Annotated in this window: 11 protein-coding genes and 1 tRNA gene; 5 read left to right on the top strand and 7 right to left on the bottom strand. The window is 70.2% G+C overall.

Features of this window, described 5'->3' with window-relative positions:
• Positions 1-264: 264 nt before the first annotated feature.
• From QMK28_RS09200 to QMK28_RS09190, 3 genes are all read right to left on the bottom strand, one after another.
• Positions 265-1,158 carry a cytochrome c biogenesis CcdA family protein gene (locus QMK28_RS09200; RefSeq protein WP_326436538.1) on the bottom strand — a complete coding sequence of 298 codons (894 nt, stop codon included), beginning with the start codon at positions 1,156-1,158 and terminating at the stop codon, positions 265-267.
• Positions 1,155-2,063, bottom strand: coding sequence for a DsbA family protein (locus tag QMK28_RS09195; RefSeq protein ID WP_326436537.1), 909 nt, complete (start codon positions 2,061-2,063; stop codon positions 1,155-1,157). The genes QMK28_RS09200 and QMK28_RS09195 overlap by 4 nt, the downstream gene beginning before the upstream one ends.
• 264 nt (positions 2,064-2,327) lie before the next feature.
• Positions 2,328-2,828, bottom strand: a complete 501-nt coding sequence (locus QMK28_RS09190; RefSeq protein ID WP_326436536.1) for a hypothetical protein — start codon at positions 2,826-2,828, stop codon at positions 2,328-2,330.
• A 145-nt stretch (positions 2,829-2,973) separates the two neighbouring features.
• Here QMK28_RS09190 and hrpA point away from each other — a divergent pair, with 145 nt between their 5' ends.
• From hrpA to QMK28_RS09175, 3 genes are all read left to right on the top strand, one after another.
• Positions 2,974-6,942, top strand: a complete 3,969-nt coding sequence (hrpA, locus tag QMK28_RS09185) for an ATP-dependent RNA helicase HrpA (RefSeq protein ID WP_326436535.1) — start codon at positions 2,974-2,976, stop codon at positions 6,940-6,942.
• A 115-nt stretch (positions 6,943-7,057) separates the two neighbouring features.
• A tRNA-Asp gene (locus QMK28_RS09180) sits at positions 7,058-7,132 on the top strand.
• Positions 7,133-7,414: 282 nt separating this feature from the next.
• Positions 7,415-7,612 carry a DUF6274 family protein gene (locus tag QMK28_RS09175; protein WP_326436534.1) on the top strand — a complete coding sequence of 66 codons (198 nt, stop codon included), beginning with the start codon at positions 7,415-7,417 and terminating at the stop codon, positions 7,610-7,612.
• A gap of 508 nt (positions 7,613-8,120) precedes the next feature.
• Here the strand turns inward: QMK28_RS09175 and bldC are convergent.
• Positions 8,121-8,327, bottom strand: a complete 207-nt coding sequence (bldC, locus tag QMK28_RS09170; protein ID WP_027749187.1) for a developmental transcriptional regulator BldC — start codon at positions 8,325-8,327, stop codon at positions 8,121-8,123.
• A 472-nt stretch (positions 8,328-8,799) separates the two neighbouring features.
• Complete coding sequence (locus tag QMK28_RS09165) at positions 8,800-9,636, bottom strand: hypothetical protein (protein ID WP_326436533.1); 837 nt, start codon at positions 9,634-9,636, stop codon at positions 8,800-8,802.
• A 203-nt stretch (positions 9,637-9,839) separates the two neighbouring features.
• Here QMK28_RS09165 and QMK28_RS09160 point away from each other — a divergent pair, with 203 nt between their 5' ends.
• Positions 9,840-10,973, top strand: coding sequence for a Leu/Phe/Val dehydrogenase (locus tag QMK28_RS09160; protein ID WP_326436532.1), 1,134 nt, complete (start codon positions 9,840-9,842; stop codon positions 10,971-10,973).
• Between the two features lie 309 nt (positions 10,974-11,282).
• The gene (locus QMK28_RS09155; protein ID WP_326436531.1) at positions 11,283-11,543 is read left to right on the top strand and encodes a DUF3073 domain-containing protein; all 261 of its coding nucleotides are present in this window, start codon (positions 11,283-11,285) and stop codon (positions 11,541-11,543) included.
• A 348-nt stretch (positions 11,544-11,891) separates the two neighbouring features.
• On the opposite strand, the gene purM is transcribed toward QMK28_RS09155, so the two are convergent.
• Entirely contained in the window at positions 11,892-12,986 is a 1,095-nt protein-coding gene (gene purM / locus QMK28_RS09150) for a phosphoribosylformylglycinamidine cyclo-ligase (RefSeq protein ID WP_326436530.1), read from the bottom strand.
• A 110-nt stretch (positions 12,987-13,096) separates the two neighbouring features.
• Complete coding sequence (gene purF, locus QMK28_RS09145; RefSeq protein WP_326436529.1) at positions 13,097-14,656, bottom strand: amidophosphoribosyltransferase; 1,560 nt, start codon at positions 14,654-14,656, stop codon at positions 13,097-13,099.
• Positions 14,657-14,706: the final 50 nt, after the last annotated feature.

Genomic DNA, 14,706 nt, shown 5'->3' with positions numbered 1-14,706 from the left:
TCAGCGGTCAAGCGGTGCCCCAGGCCCGGTGACACCACCCCCCAGGCCATACGCGCGGCAGGGGGCACATAGTCATGCCGGACCCGGGGGCCAGGAGCCCCATTGCGGGGCCACGAAAAAGATAACGGGGCGGACTCGTCGTGCTGTTCTGTCATAAGAGCACGCTAAAGCACCCATCCGGGGCATAGTGCCCCGGGCCGCCCGCCCGGGTGTGGTGCCGGGCGGGGGCGGGTGTTGTGGGTGGGGTGGGTCGCTGATGTTGAGTCAGTGGCGGGGCGGGGGGTCGGCGGTGGTCGGGGTGGTCGGGTCGGCCGGTTCGGGTAGTTCAGCCGGTTCAGCCGGTTCGGTCCGCCACCACCAACGGCCCAGCAGCGCGACCGCCACCACGGCCACGACGCCGATCAGCAGCTCCGTGTCCGGCACCGACTTGCCCACCCGCTGCGCCCAGCTCTCCGCCGCGAACGAGCCGTCCACGCTGAGCAGGCCGGGCAGCGCCGACGTCCCGTCATAGATCAGGAAGAGCGCGCCCAGCAGGATGAAGAAGAGGCCGGAGAGCAGCGAGGTGGTGTGCAGCTCCACCGGACCGAGCCGGAAGGTCCGGCCGCGCAGCCAGCGCCGGCCGCCCAGGTCGAAGCGTTCCCACAGCAGCGCGAGCAGGAACAGCGGCACCGCCATGCCCAGCGCGTACACCGCGAGCAGCACCCCGCCGTAGACGGGGCTGCCGCTCACCGCGGCCACGGTCAGCACGCTGCCCAGGATCGGGCCCGCGCAGAAGCCCGCCAGGCCGTAGACCGCGCCGAGCGCGTACACGGACAGCGCGCTCGTCGGGCGGATGCGGCCGGACGCCTGCTGGAGGCGGCGGGACGCGAAGCCCAGGCCGAGGATCTGGAGCAGGCCCATCGCGATGATCAGCCAGCCGCCGGCCGCGACGAGGGTGTCCCGGTGGCCGTAGAAGAGCCGTCCCGCGTACGAGCCGGCGGCGCCCAGCGGGACCAGGGTGGTCGCCAGGCCCAGGTAGAAGATGCCGGTGCGGGCGAGCAGCCGGGAGGTGTTGTCGATGGAGTACGCGAAGAAGGCGGGGAGCAGGAGGGCGCTGCATGGGCTGAGCAGCGCCAGCAGGCCGCCGAGGAAGGCCGCCAGGTAGCCGATGTCCGTCACTTGGCGTCTGTCTCTCCGGGCTTGCTGCCCGTCTTCGGCTTGGACGGGGCCGGCTTGGACGAGGCCGTCTTGGCCGCCGCGTCGATGGCCTGGGTGAAGGCTTCCATCGGCTGCGCGCCCGCGATCGGGCGTCCGTTGATCACGAATGACGGGGTGCTGCTCGCGCCCAGCTTGTACGCCTCCTCCGGGTCCCGCTTGACCGCCGCCTTCGCGGCCGTGCCGCTCAGGTCGCGGCGGAACCGGTCGAGGTCAGGTACGCCCGCCTCGCGGGCGACCTCGTCCAGCCGCGCCTTGCCGAAGCCCTTCTCCTTGGCGTGCTCGTCGGCGTACGCGGCCTGGTGGAACTGCCAGAACCTGCCCTGCCGGCCTGCGGCCCAGGAGGCGCGGGCGGCGGCGTCCGAGTCCGCGCCGAAGATCGGGAAGTTGCGCCATTCGATGCGCAGCACGCCGGAGTCGACGTACTTCTTGACCAGCTTGGGCTCGGTGTCGCGGGCGAACTTGCCGCAGAACGAGCACTTGAAGTCGGCGTACTCGATGAGCACGACCGGTGCGTCCTCGCGGCCCTGCGCGAGCTTGTCGCCCGCGTCGCGGCGGGCGAGCGCGGCCAGCTCCGGGTAGACGCCCTCGGCCGGGTCGCCGGATCCGGAGGCTGCGGGGGCGTCCTTGCTCTCGGTGCTCCCGCCGCCGGTCGCGAACTGGGACAGCAGGCCGAGCAGCAGGGCCGCGAGTGCTGCGCAGGCTGCGATGACGATGCCTCGTTTGGGGGCTCGGCGGGGGGCCTGCGCGGGTGCCTTGCCGGGGCCTCGGTTGGCTCCCCGGTTGGCTCCCCGGTTGGCTCCTCGGTTGGCTCCTCGGTTCGGGTCTGAGCCGGGTGCGGTGGGCTTGGGGTGGGTGGACGGAGGCATGCGGGTCTCCTCTGTGCTGCGGGGTGAGGGGATCGCCGCTCGGTGGTTCGGTGGGCGCGCGGGCGTGACTTCGGTGCGGGGCCGGGGCCTGCGGGGCGGTAGGTCCTGGACCGTATATTTACGGGCCTGGCGGCCCACAAATACACGACAGCGTCCAGGACCTACCGCCCCTCCGGCCCCGTCCCCTCGCGTCTCGTCGGCGACTGGCGACCGGCTCCACTGAGGCGGCGGGCTGGCGGGCGGCTCGAATGGCCGTCGGCGCTGCTAAACCCGTAGGACAGAGAGTTCGACCGGCGTTGGCGCGGTGGGAGCCGGGCCTCTCGGGGCCGGGCGGGAGTGGGCCGCGCCCAGGGCGGTCCAGGAGTCCGGCACGGCGCGCACGGCCGGTGCGGGGCTGTGGTCGTACGCGGAGCCGGTACGGGGCGGCGTGGCCGGGTCTTCGCCCTGGTTCTTCAGGTCGCCCTTGCGGCAGCCGGGGGTGTCGTCGTCCTGCGCGTTCGCGTTGTGCTGGAACGCGGGGTGGTCGTCCGGGGTGAGCCGGTCCGAGGTGGGTTGGGCCGAGGTGAGCCGGTCCGAGGTGGGCTGGGTCGGAGTGAGCCGGTCCGAGGTGGGCTGGGTCCCGGTGGTCTGCGTCGCGGTGGACCCGGGCGGAACCGTTTCGGTGTTCGCGGTCGCCGGGGTCGTTGTGCAGAAGAGCGCTGCCAGCAGCGCCAGCAGGACAGCGATCAGCGCGAAACGGCGCTGGTGGCTGCGGGTGCTGGGCATGAGCCGTCCGGTTTGTCGGGGGCGGGCATATGGGGCGCTCCGGAAATACTAACGATCCTCGTTGCGCGGCTCCGACCGCCTCGCTTCCAGGTTCCGGCGGAAATGGTTCGCCACGGGTTTCGCGGAGGTGAGATCCTGGCCAGGTATGTCTACGTCCACGTCTTCGCCCGCGCCCTCGCCCGCGCCTCCGTCCTTCGCAGCTCTGCAGGCCCGGCTGCCCGAACTGATGCTGCGCGACGAGCAGCGGCTCGGCCGCCGGCTCGATGGCGCGCGTCGCGTCCGCAAGCCCGAGGCCAAGACCTCGCTGCTCACCGAGATCTCCGCCGACATCGACGCCGCCGAGGCGCGCGTCGAGCAGCGGCGCTCCGCCACACCCCTGATCAGCTACCCCGAACAGCTCCCGGTCAGCCAGAAGAAGGACGAGATCCTCGCGGCGATCCGGGACCATCAGGTCGTGATCGTCGCCGGTGAGACCGGGTCCGGCAAGACCACCCAGATCCCGAAGATCTGTATGGAGCTGGGCCGGGGCGTGCGCGGGCTGATCGGGCATACGCAGCCCCGCCGGATCGCGGCCCGCACCGTCGCGGAGCGCGTGGCCGAGGAGATGCGCACGCCGCTCGGCGAGGCCGTCGGCTGGAAGGTGCGGTTCACCGACCAGGTGGGCGGCAACACCCTGCTCAAGCTGATGACGGACGGCATTCTGCTCGCCGAGATCCAGACCGACCGCGAGCTGCGCCAGTACGACACGATCATCATCGACGAGGCCCACGAGCGAAGCCTCAACATCGACTTCATCCTCGGCTATCTCGCCCAGCTGCTGCCCCGCCGTCCCGACCTCAAGGTCGTCATCACCTCGGCGACGATCGACCCGCAGCGCTTCTCCCGGCACTTCGGCGAAGCCCCGATCGTCGAGGTCTCCGGCCGTACGTTCCCCGTCGAGGTCCGCTACCGGCCGCTGCTCGAAGAGGGAGCCGATGACAGTGACCGGGATCAGATCACCGCCATTTGTGATGCCGTGGACGAGTTGCAGGACGAGGGGGACGGCAGTGGTGATGTGCTGGTCTTTCTGTCCGGTGAGCGGGAGATCCGGGATACCGCTGACGCTTTGGAGAAGCGGAATCTGCGGCGCACCGAGGTGCTGCCGCTCTACGCCAGGCTCTCGCACGCCGAGCAGAACCGTGTCTTCCAGCGGCACAGCGGGCGTCGGGTGGTGCTCGCGACCAACGTCGCCGAGACTTCGCTGACCGTTCCGGGCATCCGGTACGTCATCGACCCGGGGTCGGCCCGTATCTCCCGTTACAGCCATCGCACCAAGGTGCAGCGGCTGCCGATCGAGCGGGTCTCGCAGGCCAGCGCCAACCAGCGCAAGGGCCGCTGCGGCCGTACCTCCGACGGTATCTGCATCCGGCTGTACTCCGAGGAGGACTTCCTCGGCCGGCCCGAGTACACCGACCCGGAAATCCTGCGGACCAACCTCGCCTCCGTCATCCTCCAGATGACCGCGGCCGGACTCGGCGACATCGCGAAGTTCCCCTTCATCGACCCGCCGGACAGCCGCAACATCAAGGACGGTGTCGACCTGCTGCACGAGCTGGGCGCGCTGGACCCGAAGGAGAAGGACCACAAAAAGCGGCTCACCCCGCTCGGCCGCAAGCTCGCGCAGCTCCCGGTGGACCCGCGGCTGGCCCGGATGGTGCTGGAAGCGGACAAGAACGGCTGCGTACGCGAGGTCATGGTGATCGCCTCCGCGCTGTCCATCCAGGACCCGCGCGAGCGGCCCTCCGAGAAGCAGCAGCAGGCCGACCAGCATCACGCCAGGTTCAAGGACGAGACGAGCGACTTCCTCGCCTTCCTCAACCTGTGGGGCTACGTCCAGGACCAGCAGAAGACGCTGTCCTCCTCGGCCTTCCGCCGGATGTGCCGCTCGGAGTTCCTGAACTACCTGCGGATACGTGAGTGGCAGGACATCTACAGCCAGCTCCGTTCGGTCGCCAAGACCATGGGCCTCCACATCGAGGAGTCCAAGGGCGACGAGAGCGCCGCCGACCCGCAACGGGTGCACACCTCGCTGCTCGCCGGTCTGCTTTCGCACCTGGGGCTCAAGGACACCGAGAAGAACGAGTACCTGGGCGCGCGCAGCGCAAAGTTCGCGATCTTCCCCGGCTCGGCGCTGTTCAAGAAGCAGCCGCGCTGGATCATGTCGGCCGAGCTGGTGGAGACCTCCCGGCTGTGGGCGCGGGTCAACGCGAAGATCGAGCCGGAGTGGGTCGAGCCGCTCGCCCAGCACCTGGTCAAGCGCACCTACAGCGAGCCGCACTGGGAACAGAAGATGGCCGCGGTGATGGCCTACGAGCGGGTGACGCTGTACGGCGTCCCGATCGTGGCCCAGCGCAAGGTCAACTACGGCCGGATCGACCAGGAGACCAGCCGCGACCTGTTCATCCGCAACGCGCTGGTCGAGGGCGACTGGCGCACCCACCACCAGTTCTTCCACGACAACCGCAAACTCCTCGGCGAGGTCGAGGAGTTGGAGCACCGGGCGCGGCGCCGCGACATCCTGGTGGACGACGAGACGCTGTTCGACTTCTACGACGAGAAGCTGCCCGAGCACATCGTCTCCGGCGCTCACTTCGACTCGTGGTGGAAGGAGCAGCACCGGGAATCGCCCGAGCTGCTCAACTTCGAGCAGTCGATGCTCATCAACGAGCAGGCCGAGGCCGTCAACAAGGACGACTATCCGGACTCCTGGCGGCAGGACCGGCTCAAGTTCCCGGTGACCTACCAGTTCGAGCCGGGCGCGGACGCGGACGGCGTGACCGTCCACATCCCGCTCCAGGTGCTCAACCAGGTCACCGCTGAGGGCTTCGACTGGCAGATCCCGGGGCTGCGCGAGCAGCTCGTCACCGAGCTGATCCGCTCGCTGCCCAAGCCGGTCCGGCGCAACTACGTCCCCGCGCCCAACTTCGCCCAGCGCTTCCTGGCCAGGGCGGTGCCGCTCCAGGAGCCGCTGGAGGCCACCCTCGGCCGCGATCTCCAGCGCATGGTCGGCGTGAAGATCTCGCCCGACGACTGGGACTTCGACAAGATCCCCGACCACCTCAAGATCACTTTCCGGGTGACCGACGAGCGCAAGCGCAAGCTCGCCGAGGACAAGGACCTCGAAGCGCTCAAGCTGAGGCTCAAGCCGAAGACGCAGGCCGCGATCACCCAGGCCTTCGACTCGGCGCCGGACACCCCGGGCATCGAACAGCGCAGCGGCCTCACCCAGTGGACGATCGGCGCGCTCCCCCGCACCTTCGAGGTCCGGCGGGCCGGCCAGCCGGTCAAGGCGTTCCCTGCGCTGGTCGACGAGGGCGCCTCGGTCGCCGTACGGCTCTTCGACACCGAGGCGGAGCAGCAGCGGGCGATGTGGCCCGGCACCCGCCGGCTCGTGCTGCTCAACATCCAGACGAACCCCGCCAAGTTCGCCCAGGAGAAGCTGGGCAACCACGCGAAGCTCGCGCTCGCCCGCAATCCGCACGGCGGCGTCCAGGCCCTCTTCGACGACTGTGTGACCGCCGCCGCCGACCGGCTGATCGCCGTACGCGGCGGTCCGGCCTGGGACGAGGAGTCCTTCCGCAAGCTGCTGGACGCCGTACGGGCCGACCTCGTCGCGGTGACGGTGACGACCGTGCAGCAGGTGCAGCAGGTGCTGGCCGCCTGGACGGCGTGCGAGCGGCGGCTCAAGGAGACCCGGTCGCTGGTGCTCGTGCCGTCGCTGACGGACGTCAAGGAGCAGCTGGCGGCGCTCATCCAGCCCGGCTTCGTGACCGCGCACGGCGTCCGCAGGCTGCCCGACCTGCTGCGCTATCTGGTGGCGGTGGACCGCCGGCTCCAGCAGATGCCGAACAACGCCCAACGGGACGCCACCCGGATGGAGAAGGTCCACGAGATGCAGAACGAGTACGCCTGGCTGCTGGAGCAGCTGCCGGCGGGCAAGCCCGTTCCGCAGGGTGTGCTGGACATCCGCTGGATGATCGAGGAGCTGCGGGTCAGCTACTTCGCGCATGCGCTGGGCACCGCTTATCCGGTCTCGGACAAGCGGATCGTGAAGGCGATCGACTCCTTCGTCTGACGGTTCGTCCGGGTCGCCGGGCCGGTCGAGTCGGTCCGGCGTACGGGTTCGACCGCACCCGCTGACCTGCTGTACAGTCTGACTTCGCAGCAACGCGCAACACGCTGCGGAATCTGGTCCTGTGGAGCAGCTTGGAGTGCTCGCCACCCTGTCAAGGTGGAGGCCGCGGGTTCAAATCCCGTCAGGACCGCATGATCGAAAGGCCCGGACCCCTCAGGGGGTTCGGGCCTTCTCGCGTTTCCCGCAAAATTCCGGGTGCGGGTGCGGGTGTTCGCCGTGCGGCGGGGGCGGGGCGGCGCGCTCGCGTCGGCGTCCCGCCGTCGCCCCCGCTCGGCCCCGCCTCCCGGCCTGTACGGCCGCTGGGCGGCCCCGTAGCGGCCCATGAGCCCCCGGGTGCGGGCCCGGGCGGCTCCGTGGCCCGTTCCGTCCCCCGCGCCTTGACCGCCGTGTGCGCCGCGAGTACCCAGGGCATATGACGGCGACCCCCAGGCACGAGACGCGAGCGCTGCTGCGCGCCCATCTCGCGGCAGCGTCCGGATATCGGCATCTGACCCGGCACTGCCCGGTCTGCCGGCGCCTGCTGCGGCTCGCCATGGAGTCGCCGGCCGACTCGTACGCCGACGCGGATGCCTCCGGGGGAGCTGGGGGCGAAAGTCCCCCCACCGAGTGACCAACGGCGGATCACAACGCCGTTCTCCGGTGGCAGGGTGAAGGGACGAGCGGCCGGGGGATCCCCTCTACCGCAGCGATGGCGCGGACTACAACCGTGTCGCAGTGTGACGGGAGTCACCGAACGGGTTTGAGGAATGAGGGAACTTACCCCCTCCCTACAACCAGTCAATTTAATATGTGCAATTGCACCGATCATCCGGCACCCTCCGGGGCATCCTGGGACATCCGGGAAACCGCCCCCAGGACACCTCAGACACTCACTGCCGGACGGCCCCCGCACGCGCCGAGGTTGGCCGGTTCGGGCCCTTGCGGAGCTTTGCCCCGCGCCGCCTCGTCCGGCCCCGGACGACAAAAAAGATCGCGCTGGACCCGGCGGAGTCCAGCGCGATCGACGACGCACCCCTGGCGGAGCGGGCGTGGAGCCTGTTGGGGACAGGCGCCTGTCGTGTGGTGCCAGGTGGGCAGATCAGGGCTGGGGGCCCTGAAATGCCCGGTATTGCGGTTGTTCAGACTTCGCTGCGCTGCTGCGGAATGCCCGCCAACAGTGCCCGGACCTCCGCTTCGCGGTAGCGCCGGTGCCCTCCGAGCGTGCGGATGGACGTGAGCTTGCCAGCCTTGGCCCAGCGCGTGACCGTCTTCGGGTCCACGCGGAACATCGTGGCAACCTCAGCCGGGGTCAGCAGCGGCTCGGCATCAGGGGTGCGAGCGGTCATGAGCGGCCTCCTCGGGAGAACCGAACCATCACGGTTCTTTCCTCTAAATTCTGCACCTTGACCCGCGTTGCCCGAAATGGCAGACGCGGGACGAGTCGGTTATAGGACGAACGGCTTGTCCTCGGCACTACAACTACACCATCCGTCCAGCCACCTCGGCCAAACCGATGGAATTGCCCTCTGAGGTGTTCAACCTCGACGGAACCCGATGGACCATGCCATAGCGGACAGTCACGACTGCGTGACGATCAGTCACAGCACAACCAGGAGCACCCAGAACCACCAAGAGGGCGTAATACCGAGCAATCCGCCCTTAGTTGGACGGAAGGAGCCGTTCGTAGACTCCTTGTCCTATTTTGGCACGAGGGTGGGGGATGCGCGCAAGGCCCGAAGTCGGTGCTTTAGATCACTCTTGCGGCAATAGCCCGACTCAGGACCTACGTCCCGGGCCCCTGCGCGCCGCCGCCGTCCGTCAGTTGGCCAGCCCGCGGTAGCGCACCTCGCGCCAACGATCCACCAGTCGGCCGTACGCCCGTCCGGCCCGCTCGCCGTCGCCGTCCCGCAGCGCCGCCAGCGCCTCGGTCACATCCAGCGCCGAGTGGTCGTCGGCGAGCCGCTCCTCGGGCACCCCGTGCACCAGCCCGCCGTAGTCCAGCTCGACGAGCGCGCGCGGGTGGAACTCCTCCAGCCACCGGCCGACTTCCACCAGATCGTCGATCAGCGGTCCCTCGCCGAGCGTCTCGCGCAGCGTCCGCAGCCCCCGCGCGACCCGCCGCCGCGCCTGCGCCATCGGCGTCCGGTAGCGCAGCACGAGGCCCGCCTCGCCCTTCTCCCAGTCCCGCTCGGCGTCCTCGAAGAGGACGAACCAGCGGACCGGGACGGACCAGGTCGCCGAACGGATCCACGGCCTGGCGTCCGGATTGCGCTCCAGCCACCGCTCGTAGTCCGCCGCGGCCTGCCCGCGCGCCAACGGCGGCACCGCCGCGTCCAGCACCCGGGCCGGCAGCAGCTCCGCGAGCTCCTCCAGCGCGAGCCAGCCGCGCAGCCTGGTCCGCCAGGGGCAGACGCAGAGCACGCCGTCCAGCACCGTCACAAAGGCGTCGTCGCTCTCCCGAACCGGCACCGCGACCGGCGGCACCGCCAGCAGGGCGGCCAGCGAGCGGCGGAGTTCGTCCTGCGCGTCGGGCAGCCGCTCGCGCTGCGCGTAGCGGGTCCAGTGCGAGCGCTCGGGCTCGGGGAAGGCCGCCAGCGGCTCATAGACCCGCAGGTACGCCGCGTACGGGACCATTACCGATGCCGACACGGCCACGCCCATCCCTTCCGGACCGATTCCGCGGCCGGGAATGATCGCCCGGCCGGGCAAGAGGCTCGAATCGTCCCACGCGGACCGCCCCCGGGAGGGTGATCCTCGGCACCCCCGTGATCGGAGCGACCGGTAGGTCATACGCTCTGTGCGACCGGCCCTCCCCACCCGTAGGAGGGCGTCCCCCTACGTCTTCGGGAGTCACCACCGTGACCGACGTACCCACCGTCAGCGCCGACGGCCCCACCGGGCACGGCGTGCTGTCCACCCTCTTCCGGTCCGAGCAGGGCGGTCACGAGCAGGTCGTGCTCTGCCAGGACCGTGCGAGCGGCCTCAAGGCCGTCATCGCCATCCACTCGACCGCGCTGGGCCCCGCCCTCGGCGGCACCCGCTTCCACGCCTACGCGTCCGACGAGGAAGCCGTCCTGGACGCGCTGAACCTCGCCCGCGGCATGTCGTACAAGAACGCGCTGGCCGGTCTCGACCACGGCGGCGGCAAGGCCGTCATCATCGGCGACCCCGCGGCGGCCCCCGACGGCCTCAAGAGCGAGGAGCTGCTGCTCGCGTACGGCCGCTTCGTGGCCTCGCTCGGCGGCCGCTACGTCACCGCCTGCGACGTCGGCACGTACGTGGCCGACATGGACGTCGTCGCCCGCGAGAACCCCTGGACCACCGGACGCTCCCCCGAGAACGGCGGCTGCGGCGACTCCTCGGTGCTCACCGCCTTCGGCGTCTTCCAGGGCATGCGCGCCAGCGCGCGGCACCTGTGGGGCGAGCCGACGCTGCGCGGCCGGCGGGTCGGCGTGGCCGGGGTCGGCAAGGTGGGCCACCACCTCGTCGACCACCTGATCGAGGACGGCGCCGAGGTCGTCATCACGGACGTCTGGACCGAGGCGGTCGAGCGGGTGCTGGCCAAGCACCCGCAGGTGACCGCCGTCGCGAACACCGCGCTGCTGGTCCGCAGCCCGCTCGACGTGTACGCCCCGTGCGCGCTCGGCGGCGCGCTGGACGACGAGACGGTGCCCGCGCTCTCCGCGCAGATCGTCTGCGGCGCGGCCAACAACCAGCTCGCGCACCCCGGCGTCGAGAAGGACCTCGCCGACCGCGGCATCCTCTACGCGCCGGATTACGTCGTGAACGCGGGCGGCGTCATCCAGGTGGCCGATGAGCTGCACGGTTTCGATTTCGACCGGGCCAAGGCCAAGGCGACCAAGATCTTCGACACCACCCTGGCCATATTCGACCGGGCGAAGGCCGACGGCATCCCGCCCGCCGCCGCCGCCGACCGGCTCGCCGAGCAGCGGATGGCCGAGGCACTGGCCGCACGCCCGACCGGCGGCTGAACGCCGCCCTCCGGCGGGCCGGCCGGCGCCCGGAACCGGCCCGCCCGCGACGCGCGAGCGAGACTTCGCTCACGGCCACTCGGCGGGTCGGTTCGCAAGACCCCGCAAAATCGCGGCTGACCAGCGAGGACAGGGCTCCTGGCGGCAGCGGCCGGGCGTCTCGTCCTGTGGGCGGCGTACCGTACGGCCGCGGAAGAAGGTACCGTTGGAGCCCTACGGACCGGTCTCTCGGGTGAGAGTCCGCTCCGACTCATGAACGCGTGTCAAGACTCTGGGGCCGTCGAGCCCCGTCATTGAGGGGGTCGAGCCATGGGGCGCGGCCGGGCCAAGGCCAAGCAGACGAAGGTCGCCCGCCAGCTGAAGTACAACAGCGGCGGGACCGATCTCTCGCGCCTGGCCAATGAGCTGGGTGCATCGCCTATCAAGCAGCCGCCGAACAGCGAGCCGCTTGAAGACGATGAGCTGGAGCAGGACGACCCGTACGCACAGTACGTGGATCGTTATGACGACGAGGAAACGGACGCCGACGATCAGTCGCCCGACCCGTCCTCGCAACGTCGTCACGCCTGAATCCCGCGGTGGTGATCGCTGGTGGATCGCTACCGCTTTCAGGACAATTCTTGACTGACCACTGACCCGGTCCAGGGGATGCCCCCGGACCGGGTTCTGTGCTGTCTCGGGGCTGCTGTCTCAGGGCGGTGACGCAGGCGGGGCGGTGACGCGGCGGGGGCGCGAGTCGGCGGGCTCTCCGGACGACGGCTTGCCGCGTACGGCCTGCGCCGCTTACGGCCCGACCGCGTACGACCCGGGCCGCGTACGACCCGGGCCGCGTACGACCCGGGCCGTGTGGAGAACCCGCCAGGGGGCTGGGCTGAGCACCCCAGCTCAGCTCTGGTGCCGCTCAGCCCTGGGTGCCGCTCAGCCCTGGGTGTCGTAGTCGCCGATCATGCCGACCGGTCCGGCGTGCTCGCCGGTGGCCGTACGGTCCACGATCTCGCCCGCGACCCAGGAGTCCACACCCCGGTCGGCGAGCGTGGCCAGAGCCACCTCGACGGACTGCTGCGGCACGACGGCCATCATGCCGACGCCCATGTTCAGCGTCTTCTCCAGCTCCAGGCGCTCGACCGAACCGACCGAGCCGACCACGTCGAAGACCGCGCCGGGCGTCCAGGTCGAGCGGTCCACGATCGCGTGCAGCCCGTCCGGGACGACCCGCGCGAGGTTGTTCGCGAGGCCGCCGCCGGTGATGTGCGAGAAGGCGTGCACCTCGCCGGTCCGGATCAGCGCGAGGCAGTCCAGCGAATAGATCTTGGTCGGCTCCAGCAGTTCCTCACCGAGCGTCCGGCCGAACTCCGCGACCTGCCGGTCCAGCGACCAGCCGGCCCGGTCGAAGACTACGTGGCGGACCAGCGAGTACCCGTTGGAGTGAAGCCCGGAGGACGCCATCGCGATCACCGCGTCCCCCGTACGGATACGGTCCGCGCCCAGCACCCGGTCGGCCTCCACCACGCCCGTGCCGGCCCCGGCGACGTCGAAGTCGTCCGGGCCGAGCAGTCCGGGGTGCTCGGCGGTCTCGCCGCCGACGAGCGCGCAGCCCGCCAGCACACAGCCCTCGGCGATGCCCTTGACGATCGCGGCGACCCGCTCCGGGTAGACCTTGCCGACGCAGATGTAGTCGGTCATGAACAGCGGCTCCGCGCCGCACACGACCAGGTCGTCCACGACCATGCCGACCAGGTCCCGGCCGATGGTGTCGTACACGCCGAGCCGGCGCGCGATGTCGACCTTGGTGCCGACGCCGTCGGTGGCCGAGGCGAGCAGCGGGCGCTCGTAGCGCTTGAGCGCCGAGGCGTCGAAGAGACCGGCGAAACCGCCGAGGCCGCCGACGACCTCGGTCCTGGTGGCCTTCTTCACCCACTGCTTCATCAGGTCCACCGCGCGGTCGCCCGCCTCGATGTCGACACCTGCGGCTGCGTAACTGGCCCCGGCTGCGCCAGTGGAGGACTCAGACATTGCTGGGAACTTTCGTGTTGGGGGTGCACAGCGGTTGGCGACGCACGGCGTGCGTACGGGGACGCGCGCCCCCCTCACGAGCTGGGGCGCGCGTCATGCGAGCGCGAACGCTACGGGCGGCGCAGCGCGTCGGCGCCGCCGACCCCGGGGGCCAGCGTTCCGACGCCGTCCACATCCGGCTTGGCCTGACCGGAGGCCTCGGCCTCCAGCAGGTACTTGCCGAGCAGCTCGGGGTCGGGCAGGTCCATCGGGTACTCACCGTCGAAGCAGGCCCGGCACAGGTTCGGCTTGGCGATGGTGGTCGCCTCGATCATCGCGTCGGTGGAGATGTACGCGAGCGAGTCCGCGCCCAGCGACTTGCCGATCTCCTCGACCGTGAGGCCGTTGGCGATCAGTTCGGCGCGGGTGGCGAAGTCGATGCCGAAGAAGCACGGCCACTTGATGGGCGGCGACGAGATCCGGATGTGGATCTCGGCGGCCCCGGCCTCCCGGAGCATCCGCACCAGCGCGCGCTGGGTGTTGCCGCGGACGATCGAGTCGTCCACGACCACCAGGCGCTTGCCCCGGATGACTTCCTTGAGCGGGTTGAGCTTCAGCCGGATGCCGAGCTGCCGGATGGTCTGCGAGGGCTGGATGAAGGTCCGGCCGACGTACGAGTTCTTGACCAGGCCCGAGCCGTACGGGATGCCGCTCGCCTCGGCGTAACCGACCGCGGCCGGGGTGCCGGACTCCGGAGTCGGTATCACCAGGTCCGCGTCCGCCGGGGCCTCGGCGGCCAGCCTGCGGCCCATCTCCACGCGGGAGAGGTACACATTGCGGCCGGCGATGTCGGTGTCGGGGCGGGCGAGGTAGACGTACTCGAAGACGCAGCCCTTGGGCTTGGCCTCGGCGAAGCGGGTCGCGCGCAGGCCGTCCTCGTCGATCGCGATCATCTCGCCCGGCTCCACCTCGCGGATGAAGCTCGCGCCGCAGATGTCCAGGGCGGCGGTCTCGCTCGCCACCACCCAGCCGCGCTCCAGCCGTCCCAGGACCAGCGGACGGATGCCCTGCGGGTCACGGGCGGCATAGAGGGTGTGCTCGTCCATGAAGACGAGCGAGAAGGCGCCCAGCACCTTGGGCAGCACGATGGGCGCGGCCTGCTCGACGGTCAGCGGCTTGCCGTCCTCGTCCACCTGGCCCGCGAGGAGCGCCGTGACGAGATCGGTGTCGTTGGTCGCGGCCACCCGGGTGGCCCGGCCGTTCTCCTTGGGCAGTTCGGCGGCCATCTCGGCGAGCTGCACCGTGTTGACCAGGTTGCCGTTGTGACCGAGCGCGATCGAGCCGTGCGCGGTCGCGCGGAAGGTGGGCTGCGCGTTCTCCCACACCGAGGCTCCGGTGGTGGAGTAGCGGCAGTGACCGACCGCGATGTGGCCCTTGAGAGAGCCCAGTGAAGTTTCGTCGAAGACCTGCGAGACCAGGCCCATGTCCTTGAAAACAAGGATCTGCGAGCCATTGCTCACCGCGATGCCCGCGGACTCCTGTCCACGGTGCTGTAGCGCGTACAGCCCGAAATAGGTGAGCTTGGAGACCTCTTCGCCGGGAGCCCAGACTCCGAAAACGCCGCAGGCGTCTTGGGGGCCCTTCTCGCCGGGGAGAAGGTCGTGGTTGAGTCGTCCATCACCACGAGACACGCCACCGAGTCTAGGCCAGGTTCAACGTTCATCCGAACCGGGGACCTGTG

Source organism: Streptomyces sp. H27-D2 (assembly GCF_035828615.1).
Taxonomy (GTDB): domain Bacteria; phylum Actinomycetota; class Actinomycetes; order Streptomycetales; family Streptomycetaceae; genus Streptomyces.
Note: the sequence above shows the minus strand (reverse complement) of the source record. Positions and strands in the feature narration are given on the sequence as shown.